We start from the raw sequence: 25445 nt of genomic DNA on the forward strand, positions 1-25445 counted from the left end.
TAATGGCACCTTTGAACGAGGGCCATTAAGGGAGTCGATGACCGGATAAGCCTTAGCCCATCCAGGCCAACGGTACGGTGACGATTTGCGGGAAGATGATCAGCAGGATCACCACCGAAAACTCGGCGAGTAAGAAGGGCATCATGGCCAAGGTTACGGCCCCGATCTGGAGTTTACCGACGCTGCATACCGAGTTGAGCGAGGTGCCGACAGGCGGAGTGATCAGTCCCAGTGCGGTTATCATGACGAAGATGATGCCAAAATAGACCGGATCGATACCGACGGCTTTCACCACAGGAATTAACACCGGCGCTAAAATCAGGATGATCGGCGTCTGATCCATCGCGGTGCCGATCACGAATAGCAGCGTCACTAATACCAGTAGAAATAGGGTGGGATGGTCGACGAAAGGTTCGAGCACGGTGAGTAACTCTCCCGGCAGATCGGCAACGGTGATCAGCCAGGAGGTGACCATCGCCCCGCCGACTAGGAACATCACGGTGGCGGTCATCTTGGCGGCATTAAGGAAGAGTCGGTAGAGATCGTGGAAGTTAAGTTCGTGGTAGATAAACCTGCCGACAAACAGCGCATAGGCCGCGGCGACGACCCCGGCTTCTGTCGGAGTAAATAGGCCGAACTTCAAGCCGAATAAGATAATGAAAGGCAATACCATCGCCCAGCATCCCTGGCGAAATATCTGGCAGAGCTCGGCCTTGCTAGGTTTGGCGAAGGTTGCAACGTGTTGATCGTTGCGCGCAATCCACCCCCAGACGATGAGGATGCTCAGCCCCATCAGGATACCGGGTACGATACCGCCGATGAATAGCTTGGTGATAGATACCTGCGCGGCGACGCCGAAGAGGATTAGGGCGATGCTGGGCGGGATCACCGGGGCGATCACGCCACCACAACAGATCAGGCCGGCAGAGCGATTGAGGTTATAACCCGCATCGCGCATCATGGGAAGCAGCATCGCCGCCAGTGCGGTGGTATCAGCCAGTGCCGAGCCGGAGAGACTGGCCATCAGGATGGCGGCAAAGACGGCGACATAGCCGAGACCGCCGGGAATATGACCGACTAAAGCCAGCGCCATGCGAACAATACGGCGTGAGAGACCGCCCGCATTCATAAACTCGCCAGCCAGCATAAAAAAGGGCGCCGCCAACAACACGAAGTTATTGGTGCCGTCGACGGCATTCTGTGCGATCAGCTGTGCATCGAAGAGATCCATATGCCACATCAATCCGATACCGGAGAGAAAGAGGGCGAAGGCGATGGGAACACCGATAGCGAGGCTGCCAAGTAGGATGCCGAGGAAGATAAACAGGATCATCGTCTCTCCCCCTGCCATTGACATAATAGGCGCAGAATATTGCGGAGTGCATATAAGGCGATGCCAATGCTGGCGATGACGCTGGTGATATAGAGTGAAGCCATTGGCCAACCGGTGACGGGGGAGAGGGTCGTGATGTTGATCAGGGTCTGCTGCCAGCCGCCCTCGAGTAATAGGCTACAGACGAAGATGATGAGGCCATGGCCGATCAGCATACAGCCTTGTTGAGCACGAGCGGGGAGATGGTGGAGCAAGGAGTCCACATTGATATGACTACCATCGCGCATGGCGATAATCGCGCCGAGGAAGGTCATCCAGACAAAGCATAGCCGTGAGACTTCTTCGGAGAAGGTGATACCAGTGTTGAAGCCATAACGTAGCACCACATTGACGAAGACCATCACCATCATGGCGGCAAGACAAGCGATGATGATCCCGTTGATCAGTGTAATAAGATATTTTTCGAATACAGCCATCGCGATGCTCCCTGAGTTGAGTCTTCCCTTCACTCACTCCCCGACGTGCGTTGTGTCTCTCGCATCAGCGGCATTGGGTTCGTTACCGACAGGATGGGTGAGGACGCTTATAGATTGTTGGTACGGGCTAACTCCTGCTGAAATTGTTTGACCAGTTCAGGATCTAGCTTGGCGGCGTATTTATCGATGACCGGCTGGACCACGCTCTGCATACGAGCCAGTTCGGCGGCAGAGATCTCATTGAGCTGCATACCATTGGCCAGCAGATTTGCCCGCGATTTCTCGGTCATCTCACGAGCGAACTGGCGTTGGGCGTCACGCGCCGTCAGGGCGGCTTGCTGGAAAATCTGCCGCTCGTCCTCCGAGAGTTGGTCCCAGAGCTTCTTACTGACCATCAGCATTTGGGGATTGTAGATATGACGTGTGCCGCTAAAGTATTTTTGTACCTCATAATATTTATTGGCATCGATAGAGGTTTCCGGGTTTTCTTGGCCATCGACAGTCTTAGTCTCCATCGCGGTATAGAGCTCGGGGAAGGGCATAGGAATGGCGTTCGCCCCTAAAGCATTCAGCATGTCGATATATAACGGATTAAGGATAGTTCTAATTTTTAATCCCTTAATATCCTCCAGTGTGTTGATCGGGCGTTTATTATTGCTGATGCTCCGATAACCTTGTTCCATATAGGCTAGACCGACCCAACCCTTCTCCGGCATATAACTCATCAATTGTTTTCCGAAGGGGCCATCTAATACGGCGTCGGCCTGGGCTTCATTTTTTAGGGTGAAGGGGAAATCCAATACGATAAATTGTGGCACGGTCCCGACAATCTGGGCTGGCGACATCATCGAGACTTCGATCGTCCCACCCTGCATAGCTGAGGCTACCTGTTGCTCACCACCGAGTGTGCCGTTGGGAAAGATCTTTATCTTGATCTTACCGTTACTATTTTTAGCTACCTCCTCGGCGAAGACCTTGGCACCAACGCCCTGAGGATGATCGATGGCGTTAACGATCGGCATTTTGAGGATGCGGGAATGAATGTCGGTGGCTGAACTGGTAAGGGGGAGAAAAATAAGGGCGCTGGCTATAAGAATTCTGGTTATAATGGGTATAGAGAAGAATTTATTTATTTGCATTATATATGCTCCATCGGCGCGGTGATTCCATGAGGGAGAGAGTGCCTATATGGCGCAGTCAATATAATTGGGACCGGCCCCAGTCAAAGTGAAACTCATCACAGATGATTAATTGATCATGAGTCGAAAGATAAAAATGTGAGAGTGGCTCAATTAGAGCATGTTGATTGACGGATAATTAACTCAGGTAAACAACGTTGTTCACAGAAATCGCTGAGATCGCCGTTCAAACGCTGGATCAATCGTTCGGCGGCGAGGATACCTATCTGCATGGTCGGTTGGCGGATCGCGCTGATGGTCGGCGTGGCCAGGCGATACCATTCGGCATCGTCGAAGCCGAGTAACCCCAATTCGTGACCCCAGCGTAGGCCAAGGCGTAGCAGCGCGAGAGTGACCTGTTGGGTCAGGGCACCATTGGCGACCAATATCGCCCCCCGACGTCGCGCTGCGCGTTGCTGTTGGTAAAAGTCGTATAACAGCATGTCGAGTGCATTGTTGTCTTCACGCTCAACCTGAGCGCATTGAGCCAACCGGGTAGGATATCGTGCTGTAATCTGTTGAAAACTCTGCCAGCGCTCGCTACGTGAAGAGATATGAGCGATGGGTTCGCTAAGAAAGAGCAGCGCATCATAGTGTTGGGAGTAGAGATGGGCGCAGGCTTGCTGCATAGCGAGCTGATTATCCAGCCCGACGAAATCGCCCGCAGTTTGCGCCATATAACGATCGATGATGACATGTGGCAAGTCGGGTAGTGGTGAGGTTGGTTGAGGGCTGAGGGCGATGGCCGGAGGATGCAGCAGGAGACCTTGTACCCGATAGCTGGCAAAGAATGTCAGGTAACGTTGCATCTGCTCAGCCGAGTTGGCGCTATTACCGAGTAACAGCGTGAAGCCCCGCTGTTGGCAGACTGACTCGATACCCTGTATCAGACCGAGAGAGTAGGGATTAGCAATGTCCGCCAGGATTAGTCCCAACAGGCGAGTCTGCCCATTCCTTAAGCTGCGTGCCACCGGATTGGGGCGATAGTTGAGTTGCTCGATGGCGTGTGCGATGCGGGCTTTAAGCGAGTTAGAGAGTGCATGTTGTTCGCCGTTCAGATAGCGAGAGACGCTGCTTTTCCCTACGCCGGCTACTCGGGCTACATCACGAATCGTTGGCGTGACACGGTTATCCTGTCGGTCGGTGCGACCTTCTCCATCTGGGAGGCATATAAAACGATGGTGCGCTAGCGGTTAGCGATAGCATAGAAATATTATCAATAAAGTAAATGTCTTCACATTATATGTTGTGGGTTGGCCGGTGTATTGAGGAGAGGCTCTCATTGGGGAGGTGGACGGAGGTTGGCATAGCAGCTGATGGTTGCCTCAACACGGTTCGGCTCACTGGAGATAAGACAGTTTTTCCTGTTTGGTCAGATGGCTCGTATCAGATATATGATTTATTGGCAGTTCCTTTGTAATATGGCAGATTTTAGTGGCATGGCTCACTCCTTTCGCCAAAGGAGCGATTCGTAAAATCAAACCATCACCGTCAAACAAGTTGATTTCTTTATCGGCTGGCTTGGTGCTTTTGATTTCAGTGTCAGTGAACCTCTTAGCGATTTTTGCCATTTTGACCCTCGATTTTTGGAACCTTCTTAGTGGGGCCCATTCAGGGTGCTATAACTCGTAGTTCTCAGCAATTCTCACTGGATGACAATAGACGTAAAAAAGCCCGCAGAGCTTGTGCTGTGCGGCTGGCGGGAGTTGAACCTGTGTCCGAACTTACTGCAAGTACGGAATGTCTTATACAAATAATTTGGTGTGATGCAAGAGTTCGGTATAAGCCATAGAATATCAGTAATAGATGACGCTACCTACCTGGTGTTAGCGGGAATACAAAGTTGGCAGCCTTCATTCGTCAGGAAGACTAAAGCATTGTCACTGATCTAGCTCTCGATTCAATTTTCCTCACTGATACACCTATCCATTACCGTTTTTTACAGCGAAAAGCCAAGCGCCGTATGATTTTCAGCCGAACTACAAATCTAAAGCAGTGTGTAAAACTTGGGTCAAGCAACCTTCTTGCCGCATTTTTGTTACGGATGAGCGCATGTTACAAAAGGGGCAAGGGAGCGATAGGTTGATCAGACAGGTGGTTGTTGAGGGGGTGTCGCCACGTTGTCGCCATATCGAACACGCTGCTTGTATAACAGTTTGATGATAAAATAATTTTTATACAGGCAATAAAAAACCCGATAACCTTGAACCTAAGCGGCGGGATTATCGGGCTCCTCAATATGGGGACGTCAAAGAAAAGCAGTGGCATTAATTCAGACTGACGCTGGCGTGGAAAGTTCAGCCGCCAGCGACGAAAAAGATGATCTTTTTTCGTCGCCGGTGAGGGGGAGAGCGTCAGCCCACCACGCCGGGCCAGATGATGACGATCAGGGTACCGGCCAGGGTCAGCAGCACGTTGGCGATGGCGTAGGTGCCGGCATAACCCAGGGCAGGGATGTTACTGCGTGAGGCGTCGTTGATGATGTCCATGGCTGGCGCACAGGTGCGCGCGCCCATGATGGCCCCAAACAGCAGCGCGCGGTTCATCTTCAGCACGAAGGCGCCGAACAGGAAACAGATCACCACCGGCACCAGGCTGACGATCAGCCCGGCGATCAGCATCTGGCCGCCGACCTCGCCCAGGCCATTGCGCATGCCGGCGCCGGCGCTCAGGCCGACCCCCGCCATAAACACCATCAGACCAAACTCCTTCACCATGTTCAGCGCCCCCTGCGGAATGTAGCCGAAGGTCGGATGGTTGGCGCGCAGGAAACCCAGCATGATGCCGGCGAACAGCAAGCCAGCGGCGTTGCCGATCCCGAAAGAGAAGCCGGTGAATTGGAAGGTAATCAGGCCGATCATCAGGCCGATGATGAAGAAGGCGCAGAAGGCCAGCAGGTCGGTAACTTGGCTGTGGATCGAGATAAAGCCGATGCGGTCGGCCACGCTCTTGACGCGGCGGGCATCGCCGCTGACCTGCAACACGTCGCCCTTGTTGAGCACGATATTGTCGTCGATCGGCATCTCGATCTGGCTGCGGATCACCCGGTTCAAGAAGCAGCCGTGGTCGGTCAGCTTGATCTGGCTCAGACGCTTGCTGACGGCGTTACTGTTCTTCACCACGATCTCTTCGGTGACGATGCGCATATCCAGCAGGTCGCGGTCGAACACCTCTTTGCCGTTACGGAAGCTCGGGTCGAGGCGTGCGTGCGCATCGGGGTAGCCCACTAAGGCGATCTCATCGCCGACCTGGAGCACCGCGTCGCCGTCCGGTGTCGCCAGGATGCCGTTGCGGCGGATGCGTTCGATGTAGCAGCCGGTTTGGCTGTAGATCCCTAATTCACGCAGATTCTTACCATCCGCCCAGGCGACCAGCTCCGGGCCGACGCGATAGGCGCGGATCACCGGAAGAAACACCTTGCGTTGGGTGTCGTTGTCCAGGCCGCGCTCACGGGCGATCTGTTGGGCCGAGGTGGGCAGATCCTGGTGTTGTAGCTTCGGTAGGTAGCGAGCGCCGAAGATCAGGCTGACCAGGCCAACCAGGTAGGTCAGGGCGTAGCCCAGGCTTAGGTGATCTTGCAGTTGCCCCAAGTGCGGATCGTTGGCCAGCGTCTGACGCAGGGTATCACCCGCGCCCACCAACACCGGCGTCGAGGTCATCGAGCCAGCCAGCATCCCGGCGGTCAGGCCGATGTCCCAGTGAAACAGCTTACCCAGCCCCAGCGCGATAAACAGGGCGCTGGCGACCATCACCAAGGCCAGCATGAGATAGTTTTTCCCGTCGCGAAAGAAGATAGAGAAGAAGTTGGGTCCGGCTTCGATACCGACGCAGAAAATAAATAGCATGAATCCTAGGTTGAGGGCATCGGTGTTGATGGCAAAGTGTTGTTGGCCTAGTAGCAGGGAGACCACTAACACACCGATGGAGTTACCCAGTTGGATGGAGCCTATGCGCAGCTTTCCGAGGCAAAGCCCCAGCGCCAGGACCACGAACAGCAGCAGGATATAATTGCCTGTTAACAAACTCGCGACATCAATATTCATGTAGAATAACTTATTGTTAACTATCAGGTTCTTGATATGATCGACTGTTAGAGCTAAATTCAGCCGTAGAATATATGAGAATTCACCGAGGACTCGCCAGCGGTGAATGGTGGATACCCAATGGGTATGACCGCCCATTTTAGACGGTTGGCTGACGGACAGCCAGTAAAAAGCCGCCTTCAGTTGATGGTTCGTTGTTTTTCTGCGCCGGGAAGAGATTCGCTCGCTGCTGGTAGGCCGTTCGCGGTTTGTCGGGGGAGGGGCTGTGGTATCTTTTCGCTGTAGGGAGGCATGGGGTGGCGAACAAACGGCGTTGGTTTTCTTTTATTCTTTGTTTTTTCTTGGTGACGGCACTCTTTTTACTGCTGCACGGCTATAGCCAGGCGAATGGTGGCGCGACGGCGCGTCTGCCGGGGCTGCGCCCCGGGTTATTGCTGTATATGCTGCCGGGCGCGATCGCTTGCCCCTTGGCGCAGCGGCGTCGTGTCTTGACGGTGTTCTACGGCGCGTTGCTGGCGGCGCTCTTCTGCCTGCTGCTGCATACGCTGTGGTTAGCCTGTCAGGTGAGTGTGTTGCAGTTGTTGCCCTACAGCGCCAGCATGGTGTTTTGGTGTGTGTTTGGCGCGCTGCTGTACTGGTTCGCGGCGGTGATGCGAGGTCGGCATGCTATTCGATAGTTATAATCGATGATGATCCTTTCACCTGGCGTCAAAAACGCGCGCTAGAGGCATAAAAAAAACCGCAGTCGCGGTTTTTTTTATTGTCAGCTTTAAACCACCTCCTCGGGAGGTGGTGATTGTCCCTGTGAGGCTATAGCCTGAAGGAAGCCCATGCCAGAAAATTCCAGCTTACTCACCACAAGTAAGAAGGAAATCACTGACATGAGCAGTTATAGAAGTTCAGCACATGTATTCTGGCGTTGCAAATATCACTTGGTGTGGACGCCAAAGTATCGCTACAAGGTTTTAACAGGGGCGGTAGGTAAAGAGCTTTATCGCTCAGTTTATATACTTTGCAATATGAAAGATTGTGAGGTACTTGAATTGAATGTTCAGACAGACCATGTTCATCTTGTCGTGATGATCCCACCGAAACTCTCGATCTCAACGCTGATGGGCGTCCTGAAAGGGCGCACAGCTATTCGTCTCTACAACAAGTTTCCGCATATACGAAAGAAGCTGTGGGGTAATCATTTTTGGGCGAGGGGATACTTTGCAGACACAGTTGGAGTGAACGAAGAAATTATCAGACGCTACGTGAGGCATCAGGATAAGAAAGATCAAGAATACGAGCAGTAAATGGCGTTATTACAGGATTAAAACGAACAAGGCCCCCTTTTAGGGGGCCCCATTTAAAGCCACCTCTTCAAGAGGTGGATTTTTACTGGCTGTCGTCACGCGTTAGTTGGCGTTGTTGAACAGCTCCAGATTCGCCTTCGCATAGGCTTCGAAGTCGGTGCAACCACCGATGTGCTGCTGATCGATAAAGATCTGCGGTACGGTTTCTACCGGCTTACCGACGGTCTTGGAGAGATCTTCTTTACTGATGCCTTCCGCATGGATATCGACATAACGGAATTTAAAATCATCGCGCTCGGCGCTCAGCTTCTCGGCCAACTCTTTGGCACGGACACAATAGGGGCAGCCCGGACGCCCAAAAATCACTGCAAACATGAGAGGACTCCTTAAAGGAAATGGCGAGTCCCACTAAATCCCTAACGGGTTTAGCATGGGCTCCTTGATGCGCACTACTATGCCTGTAGCGCGCGGCAAAAAAAAGTAGGATTTGCCTGTTACTTTGATAAATTTCATCTATCCAATGCTAAGGTTTGACCGATGTCGGCGCACCCAGGGTCAACGGCGGGGTGGAAGAACGCGTTAGCATCGGAGCATGCCGTCCCACAGTGTTACTTTATTCGTTTACGCGACTCATCAGGGAGCTAGCTAATTCATGATTTCGACCATCGATTTGCTGTGCGATCACCGTTCCATTCGCCAATTTAGTGCCGAACCGATCGGCGAGGCGCAACGTCTGGCGATCCTCGAGGCGGCGCGTGCCACCTCATCGTCCAGCTTCTTGCAATGTACCTCGATCATCCGTATCACCGATCGCGCCCTGCGAGAGCAGCTCGTGGAGTTGTCCGGCGGGCAGCAGTATGTCTCGGAGGCGGCGGAATTCTGGATCTTCTGCGCCGATTTTCAGCGCCATCAACAGATCTTCCCGCAGGCCGAGTTGGGATCAGCGGAGCAGTTGCTATTGGGCTGCGTCGATGCGGCGCTGATGGCGCAGAATGCGCTGACTGCCGCCGAGTCGTTGGGGTTGGGTGGGGTGTTTATCGGTGGCATCCGCAATCATATCGAACAGGTGACCACGTTGCTGGCCTGCCCACAGCATGTGTTGCCGTTGGTCGGCCTCTGTCTGGGCCATCCGGCGCAGCGCCCTGAGCAGAAGCCGCGCCTACCGTTGAACATTCTGGTACACGAGAATCGCTATCAGCCGTTAGATCGCGCCGCGCTGGCCGCCTATGATGCGCATGTCCGCAGCTATTACGCCCAGCGAAGCGACAATAGCCGCCAGGATAGCTGGAGCGATCAGATCAGCCGCACGCTGGAGAAAGAGCGGCGTCCCTTCATGCTGGACTATCTGCACCAGCAGGGCTGGATCACCCATTAAGGCGCGTGAAGCCCGCCGATCGCGCGTTAAGCCCGGCGGGCACAGGCCTAGCGTGGGATGAACTGGTTGCTGTCGCGGTAATAGCGGAAGCCGGCAGCGGCCAGGCGTGACTCCAATAGGGGCTGTGGGATTTCGTAGCGCGCGCACAAGGCTGGCAGCGAGTCGCACTCGTCGCGCAGCTTCATGTTGATGATGCTCAGCAGCATCACGGGGTCCATCGTGGCGTAACGGGATAACGGCATGGCGATCTCCTGGTCGTGAGTGCGGGTGGCAGGCTTTCCAGACGTCAACGCGGCAATAAATTGCCCTCGGGCATGGCGCAAGCGGCTAAAGTTCCGTAAGCTATGCCCCCTTTCTAATAACAATTACCCGATTTATCTTTGTGAGGTAGGGCGCAATGGATCCTCTAATCGTCCCCGATCTGGACGTGTTACGGCACTGGCTGGATCAACTGGGTACCACCTTCTTCGAGTGTGACTCCTGCCAGGCGCTGCATTTACCACACATGCAGAATTTTGACGGGGTATTCGACGCAAAAGTCGACCTCCTCGATAACACTATCCTGTTTACCGCCCTGGCGGAAGTCCGTCCTACGGCTTTGATCGCGTTAGTGGCGGAGTTAAGCCAGATTAATGCCAGCACGCTGGGCGTCAAGGCGTTTGTCGACATCCAGGATGACAACCTGCCGAAACTGATCGCCTGCATGTCGCTCAATGCGAGCGTCGGCATAACGCTGGAGCAGTTCGCCGCCTTTATGCAGCAGGCCGAGGAGCAAGTCTCCATGGTGATGATGGAAGCGCGGGCGAATGGCATGCTGTTTCTGGGCGAAGGGGAAGAGGGTGAGGGCGAGTTCAGCGCCGAGAGCAGTGGCGGTCCGCTGCTGCATTGATTCCCCAAGAGGCTAACCTCTTGATGAAGTATCGTTATTCGGCATTGATGGCTTGTCTCGGCCCAACATCCTCCTTATGATGGAAGCGGTGAGGTCCCGCGGAGTAGGATGCGATGGCGCAGATGATCAGTATACAGCCAAGGATAGATAGCCTGTTTGCTGCCCCGGTGCCGGTTTTGATTGCCGGCACGGCGTTAATCGGGGTGCGTCTGGCGAGCGTGGTGCTGCTGTGTGTCGCCCTCGGCCCGAGTGGCATCGCCGCCTTTCTCGGCGAAGCGCTGCACAGCTGGCAGACCATCCTCCTGTTGGTCACCAGCCTAGCGCTGTGGGTGATCGAGTTGGGCTGCGGTCTGGCGTTGATGCTGGGTAAGCCGCTCAGTCGCTGGATCTACCTAGGGTGTCAGCTGCTGGTGGTCGGCTACATGTGGTGGGCCTCGCTCGGCTGGTTCCATCCCGAGTTATTCCGTGTACCCGGCGATGACGGTGGCCAGATCCTCCAGGTCTTGTTAGGGCAGAAGTTGCCTGACTTGTTGATCCTGGCGCTGCTGTTTATTCCCTCCGCCAGTCGGCGCTACTTCCGCCGTTCGCTGTGATACAATCCCCCGCCCCGACCGTTTTCATTTCCATCGAGTGAGTTGTGATGCATTGTGCCCAGTATCAGGCGGGTCGCTGTCATTCCTGTCAGTGGCTTTCCCTTCCCTATTCCCGTCAGTTGGACGATAAACAGCACCACTTGGCCGCGCTGCTAGACGATCAGCCGGTGGGTGAGTGGCTGCCGGCGTGTCCCAGCGCCGAACAGGCGATGCGTAACAAGGCGAAGATGGTGGTTACGGGCAGCGTCGAGCGTCCGTTACTGGGCATGTTGACGCGTGAGGGCGAGGGGGTGGATCTGTGCGATTGTCCGCTCTATCCCGCCAGCTTTGCCCCGGTGTTCGCCGTGCTGAAGGCCTTCATCCCGCGCGCCGGTCTGACTCCCTATAACGTGGCGCGTCGGCGTGGCGAATTGAAATACCTGCTGTTGACGGAGAGCCGTCTCAATGGCGAGATGATGCTTCGCTTCGTGCTGCGCTCCGAGAACAAGTTGGCGCAGCTGCGCCAGGCGTTGCCGTGGTTGCAGGCACAGTTGCCGCAGCTGGCGGTGATCAGCGTCAACCTGCAGCCGGTGCCGATGGCGATTTTGGAAGGGGAGCAGGAGATCTTCCTGAGCGAGCAGCAGGCGTTGGAGGAGTCCTTCAACGGCGTGCCGCTCTATATCCGCCCGCAGAGTTTTTTCCAGACCAATCCCGCGGTGGCCGAGGCACTCTACGCCGAGGCACGCGACTGGGTACGCGCGTTGGGCGTGACGGCGATGTGGGATCTCTTCTGTGGCGTCGGCGGCTTTGGCCTGCACTGTGCCACGCCCGAGATGGCATTAACCGGCATTGAGATCAGCGCCGAGGCCATCGCCTGCGCGCGGCGTTCGGCTGCGCGTTTGGGGTTGGAGAAGGTGAGCTTTGCCGCCCTCGATTCCACCGCCTTTGCCGACGAGCATGGCCAGGCGCCGCAGTTGGTGCTGGTTAATCCGCCTCGGCGAGGCATCGGTGTGGCGTTGTGCGACGACCTCCGGCGCATGGCGCCCCCCTATATTCTCTACTCCAGCTGTAACGCTCAGAGCATGGCGCAGGATATTGCCTGTCTGGAGAGCTACCGCATCGCCAAGATCCGTCTGTTCGACATGTTCCCGCATACTGCCCATTACGAGGTGTTGACGCTGTTGGTGCATCAGCGCGTTCAGGCGTGATAAGGGATCCCTTCGAGATCCAGCAGGGCTTGCTTGATCGCCAGACCGCCGCTGTAGCCGGTCAGATTACCCGCCTTGCCGAGGATGCGATGGCAGGGGATCAAGATGGCGATCGGGTTGCGTCCCACGGCGCCTCCGACGGCGCGTACGGCGCGCGGGTTACCCAAGCGCTCGGCCAGGGCGGCATAGTGGCTGCTCTCCCCATAGGAAAGGGCGCATAACAACTGCCACACCTGTTGTTGAAAGGGGGTACCCTGCGGCGCCAGCGGCAGATCGTGCCAGTCGGGACGTTGGCCGGCGAAGTAGGCGTCGAGCAGTGTGCGGGTACGCTGCAATAGGGGAAAGGCTCCGTCATGCCGCCAACTGGCGGGGATCACGCGGCTGATCAGTTCGTTGGGCAGCCACAGTTGGCGCAGGCCCACGTCATCGGCGACCAACAGCAACGGGCCGATCGGTGAAAGGTAATGGTCGTAATGCATGCAGGCTCCGGGCGGTAGACGGGCGATAGTGACTATGCTAACAAATCGCTCGCGGCGCGCCAATCGGAGCCGAAAGGCGCGGCCTCGATGTGCATCAGGAGGCGGGGAACCACTTGTCGCTGATCTTCTGGTAGGTCCCGTTGGCCTTGATGGCGGCCAACGCCTGGTTGAGTTGTGCCAACAGGGCCTTGTCGCCCGGACGAACCGCGATGCCTAGCCCGATGCCGAAGTAGTGCGGATCGGTGACATGCTCGCCGACCGACGCCAGCTGTGGGTTGTTCTTCAGCCACTCATTGACCACCGCCGTGTCGCCGAATACCCCGTCGATGCGCCCACTCTTCAGATCCAGAATGGCGTTCTGGTAGCTGTCGTAGGCCACGGTTTTGATCTCCGGGTGCTTCTCTTGCAGGTATTTCTGATGGGTGGTGCCATTCTCCATCCCGACGCGTAACCCTTTCATGTCGGCCATGCTGTGATATTTCCCCTTCTGGGCGATGATGATCGCCGAGTTGGCGTAGTAGGGCTGAGTAAACGCCACCTGCTTCTGCCGCTCGGGGGTGATGTCCATGCCGGAGATGACGGCATCGTAACGCTTAAACTTTAACGCGGTGATTAAGCTGTCGAACGCTTGGTTGCTGAAGGTACAGTTCGCCTTCATCTCCTGGCACAGCGCCTTGGCTAAATCGATGTCGAAGCCGACGATGTTGTTGTTGGCATCGAGGGACTCAAATGGCGGGTAAGTGGCCGATGAGGCGAAACGAATATTCTCTGCCGCCTGAGCGCTAAAACTCATTGCAGCAACGATGGCGCAGACCAGTAACTTCTTCATAGCTCACTCCTGTACAAGGCCCATCCCGCGGGGTGTGATTGATTTTATTGGTTGTCTGTCAGTGGGTGTCGAGGCGGAAAACGGGAACGACCGTCGCCGTCTCTACCCGTCTGAATGTGCCACTGAGTGAATTATTATGCAATACTTATGAGTAAATATTTTCAAATGCGCAACAACAGGAAATAAAAAAAGATCGGTCGAAACCGATCTTCTTCGCGAATAAGGGCGGGACTAGTTACGCTGTTCGAAGGCCAGGGCGCGGCGTTCGATCAGGCGCATCATCAGGGTGAGCAAGCCGTTGACGCACAGGTAGACGACCCCGGCGGCACCGAACACCATCACGTCGTAGGTTCGCCCGTACAGCTGCTGGGCATAGCCCATCACTTCCATCAGGGTGATGGTGTACGCCAGCGAGGTACTCTTGAAGATCAGCACCACCTCGTTGGAGTAGGAGGAGAGGGCGCGTTTAAAGGCATACGGCAGTAGGATGCGTAGGGTTTGTCCCTTGGACATCCCCAGCGCCGCGCAGGATTGCCACTGGCCATTCGGGATCGCGCGCATCGCGCCGTAAAACAGTTGCGTACTGTAGGCCGCGCTGTTCAGCGCCAGCGCCAGCATGGCGCACAGCCAGGGTTGTGACAACGCACTCCACAGCCAGGGGGTCTCGCGGATCCAGGCGAACTGCCCGGGCCCGTAGTAGATCAGGAAGATCTGTACCAGCAGCGGGGTGCCGGTAAACAGGGTGATGTAGCCCTGTACCAATAGCGTCAGCCCCCGTGGCCGCAGGGTCAGCACCACGGTAAAACAGAGCGCGAGCACCAGGGCCACCAGCAGGGAGACCACGGTCAATGACAGGCTGGTGTGCAGCCCCTGCAATAAGTCGGGAATATAGCTCAACATCAGGAAGCACTCCGTTCAAAGCGGGTGGTACGCGACTCGATATGCTTGAGCACAGACTGGCTGAGTAGCGTGATCAGCAGATAGATGGCGGCGGCCACGCAGTACCAGGTGAACGGTTCCTGGGTCCGGGTGGCGATGCTCTTGGTTTGCAGCATCAGATCGTTGACGCTGATCAGCGAGACCAGCGCGGTATCCTTGAGCAACACCAGCCATTGGTTACCCAGCCCCGGCAGGGCATGGCGCCACATCTGCGGCATCACCAGACGGAAGAAGATATGCGTCTTGCTGAGCCCCAACGCCATCCCCGCTTCGCGTTGCCCCTGCGGTACCGCCTTTAGCGCGCCGCGTAGGGTCTGGGAGCCGTAGGCGGCATACAGCAAGGCCAAGGCCAACACCCCGCACAGGAAGGGACTGACCTCGAAGTTATCGATGTTCAACTGTAGTGTGAGGGTGGTGAACCCCAGGTTCAGTGGGATGCCATCCGAGAGCCACAACAGCAGCTGTGAGGAGCCGAAGTAGATGAACAGGACCACCAGGATCTCCGGCAGCCCGCGCAGCAGGGTGACCCAGGCGGTACCCAGCAACGCCAGGGGCCGGAAACGGACCGATTCCCAGACGGCAAACAGCATGGCGAGAACCAGGCCGAGCAGGAGAGAGCAGAGAGCCAAGCCGACAGTGATGCCGGCGGCATGGACTAAGGGAATAAATTCAATCATTGCCTGACGCCTATCCCATCAGGCGGCCCGCGCCGCCTGCATGTTACTAACCATAACGCCTACGCCGATAGGCACTACTGGCATTTCCGATGATTACTTCTGGAACCACTTGTCATAGATGGTCTGGTAGGTGCCATCCTGCTTGAGCTGATTCAGCGCCTGGTTGAACTGCTCCAGTAGCTTGCTGTTGCCCTTGCGCACCGCGATGCCCAAGCCGCTGCCGAAGTAGTCGGCATCGGTCACCTTACTGCCAACCGGCGCCAGATTCGGGTTCTGTTTCAGCCACTCGTTGACCACCGCCGTGTCGCCGAAGACCGCATCGATACGGCCATTCTTCAGATCGAGGATGGCGTTCTGGTAGCTGTCGTAAGGCACGGGCGTCAGCTCTGGATGTTTGTCCATCAGGTACTTCTGATGGGTGGTGCCGTTCTGGATACCGACCCGCTTGCCCTTCAGCGCCGCCACATCGGCGACCTTGCCCTTCTCGGCGATGAACAGGGCCGAGTTGTCATAGTAGGGCTGAGAGAAGTCGACCTGCTTCTGGCGCTCAGGCGTGATGTCCATCCCGGAGATCACGGCATCGATCCGCTTGAACTTCAGGCTCGGGATCAGGCTGTCGAAAGACTGATTGCTAAAGGTGCAGGTGGCCTTGATCTGGGTACAGATGGCGTTGGCCAGATCGATATCGAATCCCTGCATCTTATTCTGCGCGTCCATAAACTCGAACGGCGGATACGAGGCTTCGGCGGCGAAGCGAATGGTTTCGTTTGCCGAGGCAGAGACGCTGATACCGGCTAACATCGCAGCAATTATGATTTTTTTCATCGCAGACTCCAACGGTTACGCATGGCCTCGCGGGCCGTTAATGGGACAAATATCCGGCAAACTCTTGGGTCTGCGGATGAATAAAGTGGCTGGCGTCGCCCTGTTCGATGATGCGACCCTGCTCCATATACACGACGCGGCTGGCGGTCTTACGCGCCACCTCCACTTCGTGGGTGACGATAACCTGGGTGATGCCGGTCTCCGACAGCTCATGGATGATGCTGACGATCTGGGCGGTGATCTCCGGGTCGAGGGCGGCGGTCGGTTCGTCGAACAGCAGCACCTGCGGCTCCATCATCAAGGCGCGGGCGATGGCGACCCGCTGCTGCTGGCCACCGGACAGATGCAGCGGATAACGGTCGGCGAACTCGCTGAGACGCAACCGGACCAATAGCTTCTCGGCGCGCGCCAGCGCGGCCTCCTTCGACAGCCCCAGCACGCGGCAGGGCGCCTCGATCAGGTTATGCATCACCGACAGGTGCGGCCACAGGTTATACTGCTGAAACACCATGCCGACGTTACGCCGTAGATCGCGAATGGCCTTTTCCCCCGGAGGCTGGCGGAAATCAAACTGATGACCGGCGATACCCAGGGTGCCAGAGCGCGGCATCTCCAGCAGGTTCAGCACCCGTAGCAACGAGCTCTTACCCGCGCCGCTCGGCCCGAGCAACACCAGCGTCTCGCCGGCCGGGCATTCCAGGGTAATGTCAAACAGCGCCTGGTGTGCGCCGTAGTAGCAGTTGATGCCGTCGATTTGAATACTCATGCGCCTAATCTGAATAGCAATTGATAGGGCAAAGAGTAACTTCATCAGAATAATTATGCAATATTTGTGGGTTAAAATTTGGAGATATGCATATTGAGCGCTGAAAAATAGTACGATGTCGGGCCGTGAGGTAGGGGCCGGGGGGTATATGGGGGGCTAAGGCGGCGCGGCGGCCTGAGACCGCTCGCGCCATCGCTTACTCGTAGTCGATGTTGATGGTAACGTTGGCCTCCAGTTGACCAGGCTGAACCTTGCTACGGTCATAGAGGTAATAACCGGCGCGGATAGGGATGCTGAATCCCCGCTCGGGCAGCGTCGTCCACTGGGGGATCTGCCGGATGACGCTGGGCTGAGCCGCCGCGCCGCCCAGCGTGATGGGCTGCTGCTGCTCGTCGTACAGAATAAAGCCGACGCCGCCCGCTCCCACATGCGGCCGCACGACCCGGGGATTCTCCGGTAACAGCGTATCGCTGCTCAGGGTCACCCGCAGGGTGCGGTTGGTCTGTGTCCCGCTCAGTTGGTCGCATTGGGCGACCAGGGTATGGTCGGCGATCGTGCCGGTAACCGCACCGCTCTGCGTCAGGTCGCCGATGGAAATGGGCGGCAGCGTGAGTAGCGTGTCGGTAAATTGGCAGGTGGTCACGCGGTAGTCCAGCGTCAGATTAAGATTCACCTGGTACAGATCGTGTTCCGATGCGGGCCATTTCCCGGTTGAGAGAAACGTGAGGAGACGCCAGAGAAACTCCAGCAGAGAGCCGGATGCACCGCTGCCGGCGCTGATCACCATCGCGGACTCCAGCAGATACTGCCCTTCTGGGGCGAGCCGATCGGTCTGGGTGGGGGCGACCTGCCTGGCGGTGACGGTGATCTGATCGAGAAACTGCGCCGCCGTATAGCTGCCCACGGGTAGCTTGATGTTTTCCTGAGGCGGCTTATGGACGATGATCTCGATAAAGACGTTGTCATAAAACTTGACCACGACGCCCCGATCGTAGGGCGTGCCGAGATGCACCTCGTTTCGCTTATTGCTGTAGTTGTCACATACGGTTTGCTTGCTGAATTGCGGCAGCGGCACCGACACCTGCTGCCCGCCGGGAGACATATCCTGATTACTTATCAGCATCTGCCCCAGCTGGATCTCTAAGCCCGGGTTTTCCAGTTTACACCAGGAGAGCGCCGGGCCGCTGAGCAGCAGCAGCGCGGTAAAAAGGTAACGGCGATATTTCATGATTCAACCTCATCAGACTCAGCGGCAAAGGTGGGTTTGACTGCTCAGCGTGGCGGCTGAGAGGGTAAGGGTGCAGCGGGTGCCCGCCTGCGGATCCAGCGGTACCGTCACCTGCGCCGGCAGCGTGTCGCTGCGCAGGGAGATCATGCCGCCCTGACCGACTAGCCCCAGGGCCTCTCCGTCGAGGGCGTTGACCGGATAGCCGAAGCCGAGCGGCGCACCGTCGGCGCGGCGCGCCTTAAAGTAGAAGCTTTGGCGCGTATCGGTCTCAAAGCGCGCCAGCACTACGGCTCCTTCATAGGGCACCCGCTTCTGCATATTCCCCTTCAGCTCCACCGTATCATCCTGCGGTGACGGTGTTAGGCGCAGGCTGTTTTCGCGGTAGGGGGTCAGGGCGGCGTAGAGCGCCTGACCGGCGCCGTTGGTGGCGTGATAGCCATAGCCATTGACGCTGGCGTCGCGCAGCCCCGGGGCGTCGACGATCGCCATGGTGTCCGTCAGAGCATTGCTGAACAGCACGCCGCCGCGATAGGCCACCACGCCGCCGCTGATGCCGACGCTGGTCTGACGGTAATCCTGCGACTGGCTATAGCTGGCGTTGAGGGTCGCCGAGCGGGCCCGATAGCTGAGGTTGCTGCCTAGCGCGGTGAGGCGATCCTGGCGCTGGTTATTGAGGCTAACGCTGTAGTTAAACTGCTGCCACTCGCCGGCGTAGCCGCTCAGAGAGGCGTTGTTGGACTGGTAGCCATCGCGATCGAAGGTGGTGGCGTTCGAGAGATACAGGGAGCGCCGCGGCTCGCCAAAGCTCAGCGGCAGGGTGAAGTAGAGATAGACGCGGCGGTCGCTGTTCAGTCCCTGATCGTAGGTCTGGCTGGCGGCTAGGGTATAGTTGAGCTGCTGCCAGCTGTTGCTGTAGCTCACCTGGTAATCCTGGCGGCGGGTGCCGTCGCCCCAGTAGTCGCGCCAGGTGCCAGAGAAAAACACGGAGCCCCAGCCCGGCGGCAGCGTCTGGCTCAGGTTGATAGCATAGTTGTTTTTACGGCCCGGATCGTAGCGGTAATAGTCCCAGTCGCTGTTCGGGCTAGCGCGGTTGTCATTAAGATAGAGATGATCGCTCAGGGTGCGGTAGTGGCGTGACGAGTAGCGGTAGGCGGCCAGTGAAAACTGGGTTGCCGTGGCGGCCAGATACTTGTTGTAGGCTATCTGGTAGCTTTGCCCACGCTGTTCGTCGCGATCCGTCAGGCGGCTGGAGGAGTGAGTGATATCCAGCGAGAAGGCGCCGATGGCCGTGTTAAAACCGTTGCCCAGCAGCAGCGCATAGTAATCCTGACTCGCTTGCGCGCCGCCGTAGAGGGTCAGCAGGCTGTTGAGACCGTGCTGGTAGCTGCCCTGAAAAAAGCCGCGCTGATCGTTGATATCACTGAGGTAGGTTTTCCCCACCGCCAGATCGTACTTGCCAACCCCCGGCTGCAGCATGTTAGGCAGAGAGGAGTAGGGAACGATGAAGCGGTTGATGCGCCCATCCGCCTCCTGCACGCTGACATTGAGATCGCCACCACCGCCCACTAACTGCAAATCCTCGATGGAGAATGGCCCGGGCGGGACCTCTTGACGGTAGACGATGATGTCATTCTGTTCGACGCTGACCAGCGCGTTGCTCTGCGCTACGCCGCGTACCCGCGGGGTGAAGTTCTGCTTGGCGTTGGGCAGCATACGCAGATCGCTATGCAGTCGGACACCGTGAAAGCGCACGCCCGCGAACAGATCGGAGGCACTGTACATGTCGCCGATACGTAGCACGCCGTTGATCGGGGCAAAGCTGCGCTGCAGAAAGGCGCTGTTGCTGTTCCAGTCGCCGTGCTGGCTATCGCGCTGGTTATAGCTGGTGGCGGCGCGCAGCTGCCAACCGAATAGGTTTAGACCGCTGTTAAGGTTGAGATAGGTATTGCTGCTGTGGCCATTGCCGCGGTAGTCGCTGTAGTAGTAGCTGGCGTTATAGCTGGTGAAGAAGGCGTTGATGCCACGATCCCAGCTTTCCGGGGCGATATAGCCCTTTTCCCTGCTGATCACGAAGGCCTGTGGCACGGTCAGATCCAGCTGCAGCAGGCCGGTGTTAAAACGGTAGCTGCCGCCATGCAGCGCCTGGCGCAGCGGGATACAGCGCGTATCCCCCGACGATGTGGGGGGCTTAAGCCCCAGCCCGTGCAGCTGTGACTCGCTGAGGCAAGTATTGTCGGGCCGTTGGCCGACGCTCAGTGTATACACGCCGCGCCATTCACCGTTGACCACGATATCCAACGGATAGTCGCCGGGATAGGGCGCGTTGGGATCCAGCGTAATCTGACTCAGCTGGCGATCTTTCGCCGTGCCTTTAAGAAAGTGGGTATCGAAGGTTTCTGTCGCGCTGGCCATGGCGTAGGCAGCGGGAAACAGTAGGGGCAGGGAGAGGGTAATGGCATTTAACCTGAGCATCCGTGCCTCACTCGTTGCGATTAGTTAAGGGGAATGGCCTGCTGACGCTTTACGCCATAGTCATTCAAATAGGAGAGGGTCAGCGTGGAGACTCCGCCCGGCAGGCCGGCGACGGCGACGTGCTGTTGGGAAAAGGGGGACAGCATCAGGGTTGTCTTTAGCAGTTGCTCCTGTTCACCGGCGCCGAGCGCGATGATCGTGATGTGGTTCGGTGAACGGTTATCCAGTGTCAAACCCTGTGCACCGCGACGGGCGGAGAGCTGATCGACGGTTTTTTCGCCGAGCGCCGCGACCCCCTGAGGACGGTAGAACAGCTTGATACGGTTTTGCATCGCTAGCTTGAGCAGGTTGCCGCTACGCGCCGGGTTATCCGGTGGAATATCGAGAACATTGAGGTAAAACAGCGACTCCCGATCCTGTGGCAGGGCGTTGGGCAGCACTCGAATCCGCAGCTGCTGACCGTTACCCGCCGTGATGGTGGCGATCGGCGGCGTCAGCAGGAAGGGGGCCTTCACCTCTTCGGGGGGAACATTGGGATCCCCGTCATCGATCCAGGCCTGGATCAGCGAGGTCTTATGGCCGCGGTTGGCTAATTGGACGGTTATTTCCTGGCGCTCTGCCGGGTAGATAATCCGGGTGCCGTAGATCACGATGGTGGCGTAGGCCGGCCAGGCGGTGATGGCGCACAGTAAGGCGCATAGCACTTTCTTCATAGGGTCACCAAATGGTAGGGACTCCCGACGGAGTCCCGCAGGCTTCAGGTTAATCGTGGGTAATGGTGTAGGTGACGGCGGAGCTCACCGCGCCTTTGCTCACGGTGCCGCTGATTTTGTGGTAGTAGGCGGTGATGGGCAGGACATAGTTGCCGCCCGTACCGGTTAGCGTGTGCTGGGTGTTATAGCCATCGATTAGCTTATCCTTGACCTTCAGCTGAAAACCGACGCCGGTCTCGGCGCCGCGGGTCGGAATAATTACGCCTTTGTCTGTCATATTGCTATTGGCGAAGCTGAGCGTCAGGTTACCTTCTGTGTAGTCGCTGCAGACGATGTTGATATCGGCCTGCGCGGAGGCGCCGGTATAAATATTACCCGCTTCGAGGGCCCCAAACTGATCGGCGCCGACCTGTGGCAGCTGGAGCAGTTGATCTGAGTTTTGCATCGTGCAGGAGGCGCCCACAATTTCACCCTGAATTCGCAGCTGACCTGAGGGGCTGAGGACAGCAAATGCCGCCGACGAAATACAAAGGCCGCTTAACATCGCTATGGAAATAATACCGTTCTTCATGACAACTCCTTGTTAACGGACGGATAATACGGTGGTGCATGAGCCGCTTGTCTCACAATATAGAAAACTCTCATGCCGGAATAATAAGATTGTGCTTGACTGGATATTAATAAATACCGGTCGTTTTATTTTTATTCGAGATTGGCGTTTTGTAACTAATGCAAATATCGTATTTCTCTCATCAAAAAATAGTAATTTACTTTGCTACTACTGCTATCGATTTAAAATAACCCTGATCTTTCCATTCATTAGGTTTCTATCGATAGGGCGCACATATTGCAACGCCATTTCAATAGGATGCTTTGACAGGAGAATAATTAATGAATATGCTTACCTCGCCAACGGAATGCGGAATAGCGATACGCCCCACCTCGTCAATGTGCCGTCGTCGGAACGGCTGACCCTTGGCGTGTTTGCTGTCGGCATAAACATAAGCTATCCACGCATTAGCATACCGCCTGCCTGCTGGCTTATTCCTTTTTTATCATTTTATTGTGGGGTGATATCTCAATTAGTTATTAGCTGCTGTGTTAGTACGTTTTACAGGATTAGTCTCTGCGTTTGTATGAAGAGGATTTCATGATGGCGGTCAGCCATGACCTATTTAAGGGAAATAACAAACTCTCGCTAATTACCTCGCGCACGTTACAGTCGCTGCTATTAGTCGACGTGCTTAATAATTATCTGGGTGTGCCGATTTGCCTCTGTGATGAAACCCAAAACATCACCGACGTATTGAACTCTGACACCTTGATTATATTTGATGCATCGCTATTAGATGCTGAACAGGCACAGCGTGATTTTTGGCTACGGACAATATTTCATCATTCACTCACCTCACGAATTATTTTGATCAATGTTCATCGCCAGGACTTGGCCTTGAGGTGGTATCGCCATGCGAATATTATCGCTGCGTTTCCGGCACAGATGCATCTACGAATATTACTGCACCGGTTACGAGCCTTACTGGTATTGCCCATGCAGTCGAGCGAACCGGTGGGGAATCGGGTGCTGCGAGCGCGTCGTCCCTCGTTGCCGCTGACCCTGCGCGAGCTTGAGGTCATGAAGGCGATGCAACAAGGTGCCAGCAATCAGGATATTTCGCAGATGTTGTACATCAGCGAGAACACAGTCAGAACTCATATCTATAATATTTTCAAGAAGATCGCGGTAAAGAATCGCACCCAGGCGGTGAAGTGGGCGGATGCGAATCTGGACGGATGACGCTGACGTCGCGCCGGAACACGCGTAATATCATCTGCCAGATGACCTCAGGGGTTAGCCGCGTCGCGTTACACGGGTCTTGCACGCGGCGTAGGCGGGGAGCGAATGATGAACAAGGGGCTACTGCTACTGCTGTTGGTGTGGTTGGTGGGGTGTCAGTCCCATCCACCGTTGCGTGATCGCGGAGACTACCTGGTGGATGATAGTCAGCAGGCGTTGCGCGCCGAGCCGCGGGTACGTTACCTGGTGATCCATTACACCGCGGAGGACTTCGCCTCTTCCCTCAAGGTGCTGACGGACGAGCAGGTCAGCGCACACTATCTGGTGCCGGCGCAGCCACCGCAGCGCCAGGGTAAGCCGGTGGTATGGCAACTGGTGCCGGAGTCGCGTAGCGCCTGGCATGCGGGGGTCAGTTACTGGCGCGGCCAGACTCGGCTTAACGATAATTCTATCGGTATCGAAATCGAGAATCCCGGTTATCGGCGTACGGCCAACGGCATCGTCTGGTACCCCTTCAGCGCGCAGCAGATCGCGGCGGTGCGCGCCCTCAGCCGCGACATCGTGCGGCGCTATCATATTGCACCACCAGACGTGGTGGGGCACATGGACATTGCGCCACAGCGTAAGGTCGATCCGGGGCCACTGTTTCCTTGGGCGTTGTTGGCGGAGCAGGGCGTCGGAGCCTGGCCCGATGCCGCACGCGTGCGCGCCTACCGCCAGCGTTATCAGGCGTCGCCGCCAGGCGTGGCCTACCTGCAACGGCGTCTGGCCCTCTGGGGCTATCAGATCGCCGCGACGGGGATCAACGACGCCGCCTCACGACGCGTCATCGCCGCCTTCCAGATGCATTATCGTCCCACCGATTTTCGCGGTGAGGCCGATGCCGAAACGTGCGCCATCGTCGATGCCCTGTTAGCGAAGTACGGCCCCGGCCCGCAACCCCCTGAGCGTTAATTAGAGCTGGCGCAGGCGCCCATGGTCATGCAGCCAGCGCGCGGTACGCACGATGCCCTCTTCCAGCGAGACGATGGGTTGGTAGCCCAACTCATTCTGCGCTCGCCCGGTATCCAGCGTCATGTCGAAGTTGAGCTTGGCCGCGCCATAGTGGGTCAGGGTGGGCTCCTTGGCGCTACGCGTGCTCAGCTTTTCCATGGTGCGTGCCACGATGTCCAGCATCGGGTAGGGAATGGCACGCAGCCGGCAGGTGACGCCCAGCGCGTCGATCAGCTGTTGCAGCATCAGATGGAGCTGGCGTGGCTGGTGGTTGGTGATGTTATAGGCGCGCCCCGAGGGGGTATTCGGATGCTGGGTCGCCAGCCACATGGCATGCACCGCGTTCTCTTCGTAGGTCATGTCCAGCAGCGCCACGCCGCCGCGCGGTAATAACAGGTAGCCATGCTTCTTCATGGTGCTGAGCAGACGGGGCAGCAGCACCTTGTCGTGCGGGCCGAACAAGCCTTGTGGACGCAGGATGGTGAAGTGAGTCTGTGGGTTGGCCAGCGCCAAGGCGCGGATCACCTCTTCGCCGGCCGCCTTACTGCGGGCGTAGTAGTTAGCGTAACGCGCCGGGGTAAACTCTTCTTTGATGTCGTGGTGATGACGATAGTCGAAGTAGACGGCGGGCGAGGAGATATGAATGAACTGGCGCACGCCATAGGCGGCGGCCCACTCGCCCAAGCGGCGGGTGGCGCGCACGTTAGCGGTTTCAAACAGCTCTTGAGATCCCCAGGGTGAGGTGAAGCCGGAACAGTGCCACAGGGTATCGACATCGCTTAGCATCGCCTTGGCCTGGGCGGAGACTAAGTTGCCGAGATCGGCGTGAATAAACTCCGCTCCCATCTTTTGTAGCACCTGCCCCATGGCCAGGTTGTCCCCCGCAGCGCGCACGCTGATCCCCCGCTGGCGTAAATACTCTACGGCATTACGCCCGAGACCGCTGGTTGCCCCGGTCACCAAAACTTTCATACTTGCCTATCCACCGTGAGCCTGTCTTGATCAGGCCATTCGTTGCGGCCGATTAGCGGCCGTTCTGACTGCCGGGAACACGATTCGGCTCCGACTGCACAATAAGGGTGCCATTTTTCCGTGAATCGGCCCGACATGCAATCGGATTACTCAGCAGATTTGTTGTCGTCTGTGTCTGGCGGCGGCGCTATCGTGCTATTAACCTGGTCTGGATGAGGATTACGCGCTGAGTGCCTCGTTACTCGGCGTATCCGATTCGACCGATGACCTCATGCAAGGTGGGATTGCGCGAGGCGGCCGCTCGAGAGGCGACCCGCGCGTTGCGACGGGCTGCAGGGTGGTTCGATGGCCCCCATTGGTGTTACATCGCGCCACGCGCCCTCCT

General features: G+C 56.9%; 26 protein-coding genes and 2 pseudogenes. 8 read left to right on the forward strand and 20 right to left on the reverse strand.

Going from position 1 to position 25445, the window contains the following annotated elements:
* Positions 1-52 precede the first annotated feature (52 nt).
* From DCL27_RS05710 to DCL27_RS05735, 7 genes and pseudogenes are all read right to left on the reverse strand, one after another.
* Positions 53-1333, reverse strand: a complete 1281-nt coding sequence (locus DCL27_RS05710) for a TRAP transporter large permease (RefSeq protein ID WP_005294734.1) — start codon at positions 1331-1333, stop codon at positions 53-55.
* The gene (locus tag DCL27_RS05715; RefSeq protein ID WP_035599953.1) at positions 1330-1809 is read right to left on the reverse strand and encodes a TRAP transporter small permease; all 480 of its coding nucleotides are present in this window, start codon (positions 1807-1809) and stop codon (positions 1330-1332) included. The genes DCL27_RS05710 and DCL27_RS05715 overlap by 4 nt, the downstream gene beginning before the upstream one ends.
* A 107-nt stretch (positions 1810-1916) precedes the next feature.
* Positions 1917-2948, reverse strand: coding sequence for a TRAP transporter substrate-binding protein (locus DCL27_RS05720; protein ID WP_035599955.1), 1032 nt, complete (start codon positions 2946-2948; stop codon positions 1917-1919).
* Between the two features lie 149 nt (positions 2949-3097).
* Positions 3098-3922 (reverse strand): substrate-binding domain-containing protein, encoded by an 825-nt coding sequence (locus DCL27_RS05725; protein WP_050979646.1) that lies wholly within the window; start codon positions 3920-3922, stop codon positions 3098-3100.
* Positions 3923-3973: 51 nt separating this feature from the next.
* Positions 3974-4159 (reverse strand): annotated as a pseudogene (locus tag DCL27_RS17760) (LacI family DNA-binding transcriptional regulator); the annotation flags it as partial.
* Positions 4160-4435: 276 nt separating this feature from the next.
* Positions 4436-4558: pseudogene (locus tag DCL27_RS05730) on the reverse strand (hypothetical protein); the annotation flags it as partial.
* Between the two features lie 783 nt (positions 4559-5341).
* Entirely contained in the window at positions 5342-7030 is a 1689-nt protein-coding gene (locus tag DCL27_RS05735) for an aspartate:alanine antiporter (RefSeq protein ID WP_005294756.1), read from the reverse strand.
* A gap of 296 nt (positions 7031-7326) precedes the next feature.
* Here DCL27_RS05735 and ybjM point away from each other — a divergent pair, with 296 nt between their 5' ends.
* Entirely contained in the window at positions 7327-7707 is a 381-nt protein-coding gene (gene ybjM, locus DCL27_RS05740) for an inner membrane protein YbjM (RefSeq protein WP_035599960.1), read from the forward strand.
* Between the two features lie 204 nt (positions 7708-7911).
* Positions 7912-8328, forward strand: coding sequence for an IS200/IS605 family transposase (gene tnpA, locus DCL27_RS05745; protein ID WP_115377639.1), 417 nt, complete (start codon positions 7912-7914; stop codon positions 8326-8328).
* 102 nt (positions 8329-8430) lie between these two features.
* On the opposite strand, the gene DCL27_RS05750 is transcribed toward tnpA, so the two are convergent.
* Positions 8431-8703, reverse strand: a complete 273-nt coding sequence (locus DCL27_RS05750) for a GrxA family glutaredoxin (RefSeq protein WP_005287755.1) — start codon at positions 8701-8703, stop codon at positions 8431-8433.
* A 277-nt stretch (positions 8704-8980) separates the two neighbouring features.
* Here DCL27_RS05750 and nfsA point away from each other — a divergent pair, with 277 nt between their 5' ends.
* On the forward strand, positions 8981-9703 hold the full coding sequence (nfsA, locus tag DCL27_RS05755) for an oxygen-insensitive NADPH nitroreductase (protein ID WP_035598138.1): 723 nt from the start codon (positions 8981-8983) through the stop codon (positions 9701-9703).
* A 47-nt stretch (positions 9704-9750) separates the two neighbouring features.
* Here the strand turns inward: nfsA and DCL27_RS05760 are convergent, their stop codons facing one another.
* Positions 9751-9945 carry a DUF4250 domain-containing protein gene (locus DCL27_RS05760; protein ID WP_005296885.1) on the reverse strand — a complete coding sequence of 65 codons (195 nt, stop codon included), beginning with the start codon at positions 9943-9945 and terminating at the stop codon, positions 9751-9753.
* Positions 9946-10100: 155 nt separating this feature from the next.
* Between DCL27_RS05760 and DCL27_RS05765 the strand changes: the two genes are divergently transcribed.
* The 3 genes from DCL27_RS05765 (at position 10101) to rlmC (ending at position 12372) form a co-directional block, all read left to right on the forward strand.
* The gene (locus tag DCL27_RS05765; RefSeq protein WP_005287746.1) at positions 10101-10592 is read left to right on the forward strand and encodes a type III secretion system chaperone family protein; all 492 of its coding nucleotides are present in this window, start codon (positions 10101-10103) and stop codon (positions 10590-10592) included.
* A 113-nt stretch (positions 10593-10705) separates the two neighbouring features.
* The gene (locus tag DCL27_RS05770) at positions 10706-11185 is read left to right on the forward strand and encodes a YbjO family protein (protein WP_035598135.1); all 480 of its coding nucleotides are present in this window, start codon (positions 10706-10708) and stop codon (positions 11183-11185) included.
* Between the two features lie 47 nt (positions 11186-11232).
* Positions 11233-12372: a 23S rRNA (uracil(747)-C(5))-methyltransferase RlmC gene (gene rlmC / locus DCL27_RS05775; RefSeq protein WP_035598132.1), complete on the forward strand. Its 1140-nt coding sequence runs from the start codon at positions 11233-11235 to the stop codon at positions 12370-12372.
* On the opposite strand, the gene DCL27_RS05780 is transcribed toward rlmC, so the two are convergent.
* The 10 genes from DCL27_RS05780 to DCL27_RS05825 all read right to left on the reverse strand — a co-directional run bounded on the left by DCL27_RS05780 (position 12363) and on the right by DCL27_RS05825 (position 21871).
* The gene (locus DCL27_RS05780) at positions 12363-12851 is read right to left on the reverse strand and encodes a methylated-DNA--[protein]-cysteine S-methyltransferase (RefSeq protein ID WP_005287736.1); all 489 of its coding nucleotides are present in this window, start codon (positions 12849-12851) and stop codon (positions 12363-12365) included. The two genes, rlmC and DCL27_RS05780, sit on opposite strands and share 10 nt — an antisense overlap.
* 94 nt (positions 12852-12945) lie before the next feature.
* A complete protein-coding gene (locus DCL27_RS05785) occupies positions 12946-13680 on the reverse strand; it encodes an arginine ABC transporter substrate-binding protein (RefSeq protein ID WP_005287733.1) in 735 nt (244 codons plus the stop codon).
* 231 nt (positions 13681-13911) lie between these two features.
* The gene (artM, locus tag DCL27_RS05790; RefSeq protein ID WP_005287731.1) at positions 13912-14580 is read right to left on the reverse strand and encodes an arginine ABC transporter permease ArtM; all 669 of its coding nucleotides are present in this window, start codon (positions 14578-14580) and stop codon (positions 13912-13914) included.
* Complete coding sequence (gene artQ, locus DCL27_RS05795) at positions 14580-15296, reverse strand: arginine ABC transporter permease ArtQ (RefSeq protein ID WP_005287728.1); 717 nt, start codon at positions 15294-15296, stop codon at positions 14580-14582. Before artQ ends, artM begins: the two co-directional genes overlap by 1 nt.
* Before the next feature lie 93 nt (positions 15297-15389).
* On the reverse strand, positions 15390-16121 hold the full coding sequence (artJ, locus tag DCL27_RS05800; protein ID WP_005287726.1) for an arginine ABC transporter substrate-binding protein: 732 nt from the start codon (positions 16119-16121) through the stop codon (positions 15390-15392).
* A 37-nt stretch (positions 16122-16158) separates the two neighbouring features.
* Positions 16159-16887, reverse strand: coding sequence for an arginine ABC transporter ATP-binding protein ArtP (gene artP / locus DCL27_RS05805; protein ID WP_005296896.1), 729 nt, complete (start codon positions 16885-16887; stop codon positions 16159-16161).
* A 196-nt stretch (positions 16888-17083) separates the two neighbouring features.
* Entirely contained in the window at positions 17084-18115 is a 1032-nt protein-coding gene (locus DCL27_RS05810) for a fimbrial protein (RefSeq protein ID WP_035598129.1), read from the reverse strand.
* An 18-nt stretch (positions 18116-18133) separates the two neighbouring features.
* Complete coding sequence (locus DCL27_RS05815; protein WP_035598126.1) at positions 18134-20587, reverse strand: fimbrial biogenesis outer membrane usher protein; 2454 nt, start codon at positions 20585-20587, stop codon at positions 18134-18136.
* A 20-nt stretch (positions 20588-20607) separates the two neighbouring features.
* Entirely contained in the window at positions 20608-21300 is a 693-nt protein-coding gene (locus DCL27_RS05820) for a fimbria/pilus periplasmic chaperone (RefSeq protein ID WP_035598122.1), read from the reverse strand.
* Between the two features lie 49 nt (positions 21301-21349).
* On the reverse strand, positions 21350-21871 hold the full coding sequence (locus DCL27_RS05825; protein WP_228594485.1) for a fimbrial protein: 522 nt from the start codon (positions 21869-21871) through the stop codon (positions 21350-21352).
* A 579-nt stretch (positions 21872-22450) separates the two neighbouring features.
* Between DCL27_RS05825 and DCL27_RS05830 the strand changes: the two genes are divergently transcribed.
* Positions 22451-23095: a LuxR C-terminal-related transcriptional regulator gene (locus DCL27_RS05830; RefSeq protein ID WP_005287699.1), complete on the forward strand. Its 645-nt coding sequence runs from the start codon at positions 22451-22453 to the stop codon at positions 23093-23095.
* A gap of 105 nt (positions 23096-23200) precedes the next feature.
* Positions 23201-24049 carry an N-acetylmuramoyl-L-alanine amidase gene (locus DCL27_RS05835; protein ID WP_005287696.1) on the forward strand — a complete coding sequence of 283 codons (849 nt, stop codon included), beginning with the start codon at positions 23201-23203 and terminating at the stop codon, positions 24047-24049.
* Here the strand turns inward: DCL27_RS05835 and DCL27_RS05840 are convergent, their stop codons facing one another.
* Positions 24050-25060 carry an NAD-dependent epimerase/dehydratase family protein gene (locus DCL27_RS05840; protein ID WP_005287693.1) on the reverse strand — a complete coding sequence of 337 codons (1011 nt, stop codon included), beginning with the start codon at positions 25058-25060 and terminating at the stop codon, positions 24050-24052. It abuts the gene before it with no gap.
* Positions 25061-25445: the final 385 nt, after the last annotated feature.

This window comes from Edwardsiella tarda ATCC 15947 = NBRC 105688, assembly GCF_003113495.2.
In the GTDB taxonomy this organism is placed as follows: Bacteria; Pseudomonadota; Gammaproteobacteria; order Enterobacterales; family Enterobacteriaceae; genus Edwardsiella; species Edwardsiella tarda.

What these genes read in the sequence shown, in the direction of transcription:
- DCL27_RS05710 (WP_005294734.1), bottom strand. Translation starts at nt 1,333, where the DNA reads ATGATCCTGTTTATCTTCCTCGGCATCCTACTTGGCAGCCTCGCTATC.
- DCL27_RS05715 (WP_035599953.1), bottom strand. Translation starts at nt 1,809, where the DNA reads ATGGCTGTATTCGAAAAATATCTTATTACACTGATCAACGGGATCATC.
- DCL27_RS05720 (WP_035599955.1), bottom strand. Translation starts at nt 2,948, where the DNA reads ATGCAAATAAATAAATTCTTCTCTATACCCATTATAACCAGAATTCTT.
- DCL27_RS05735 (WP_005294756.1), bottom strand. Translation starts at nt 7,030, where the DNA reads ATGAATATTGATGTCGCGAGTTTGTTAACAGGCAATTATATCCTGCTG.
- tnpA (WP_115377639.1), top strand. Translation starts at nt 7,912, where the DNA reads ATGAGCAGTTATAGAAGTTCAGCACATGTATTCTGGCGTTGCAAATAT.
- DCL27_RS05750 (WP_005287755.1), bottom strand. Translation starts at nt 8,703, where the DNA reads ATGTTTGCAGTGATTTTTGGGCGTCCGGGCTGCCCCTATTGTGTCCGT.
- nfsA (WP_035598138.1), top strand. Translation starts at nt 8,981, where the DNA reads ATGATTTCGACCATCGATTTGCTGTGCGATCACCGTTCCATTCGCCAA.
- DCL27_RS05760 (WP_005296885.1), bottom strand. Translation starts at nt 9,945, where the DNA reads ATGCCGTTATCCCGTTACGCCACGATGGACCCCGTGATGCTGCTGAGC.
- DCL27_RS05765 (WP_005287746.1), top strand. Translation starts at nt 10,101, where the DNA reads ATGGATCCTCTAATCGTCCCCGATCTGGACGTGTTACGGCACTGGCTG.
- DCL27_RS05770 (WP_035598135.1), top strand. Translation starts at nt 10,706, where the DNA reads ATGGCGCAGATGATCAGTATACAGCCAAGGATAGATAGCCTGTTTGCT.
- rlmC (WP_035598132.1), top strand. Translation starts at nt 11,233, where the DNA reads ATGCATTGTGCCCAGTATCAGGCGGGTCGCTGTCATTCCTGTCAGTGG.
- DCL27_RS05780 (WP_005287736.1), bottom strand. Translation starts at nt 12,851, where the DNA reads ATGCATTACGACCATTACCTTTCACCGATCGGCCCGTTGCTGTTGGTC.
- DCL27_RS05785 (WP_005287733.1), bottom strand. Translation starts at nt 13,680, where the DNA reads ATGAAGAAGTTACTGGTCTGCGCCATCGTTGCTGCAATGAGTTTTAGC.
- artM (WP_005287731.1), bottom strand. Translation starts at nt 14,580, where the DNA reads ATGTTGAGCTATATTCCCGACTTATTGCAGGGGCTGCACACCAGCCTG.
- artQ (WP_005287728.1), bottom strand. Translation starts at nt 15,296, where the DNA reads ATGATTGAATTTATTCCCTTAGTCCATGCCGCCGGCATCACTGTCGGC.
- artJ (WP_005287726.1), bottom strand. Translation starts at nt 16,121, where the DNA reads ATGAAAAAAATCATAATTGCTGCGATGTTAGCCGGTATCAGCGTCTCT.
- artP (WP_005296896.1), bottom strand. Translation starts at nt 16,887, where the DNA reads ATGAGTATTCAAATCGACGGCATCAACTGCTACTACGGCGCACACCAG.
- DCL27_RS05810 (WP_035598129.1), bottom strand. Translation starts at nt 18,115, where the DNA reads ATGAAATATCGCCGTTACCTTTTTACCGCGCTGCTGCTGCTCAGCGGC.
- DCL27_RS05815 (WP_035598126.1), bottom strand. Translation starts at nt 20,587, where the DNA reads ATGCTCAGGTTAAATGCCATTACCCTCTCCCTGCCCCTACTGTTTCCC.
- DCL27_RS05820 (WP_035598122.1), bottom strand. Translation starts at nt 21,300, where the DNA reads ATGAAGAAAGTGCTATGCGCCTTACTGTGCGCCATCACCGCCTGGCCG.
- DCL27_RS05825 (WP_228594485.1), bottom strand. Translation starts at nt 21,871, where the DNA reads ATGAAGAACGGTATTATTTCCATAGCGATGTTAAGCGGCCTTTGTATT.
- DCL27_RS05830 (WP_005287699.1), top strand. Translation starts at nt 22,451, where the DNA reads ATGATGGCGGTCAGCCATGACCTATTTAAGGGAAATAACAAACTCTCG.
- DCL27_RS05835 (WP_005287696.1), top strand. Translation starts at nt 23,201, where the DNA reads ATGATGAACAAGGGGCTACTGCTACTGCTGTTGGTGTGGTTGGTGGGG.
- DCL27_RS05840 (WP_005287693.1), bottom strand. Translation starts at nt 25,060, where the DNA reads ATGAAAGTTTTGGTGACCGGGGCAACCAGCGGTCTCGGGCGTAATGCC.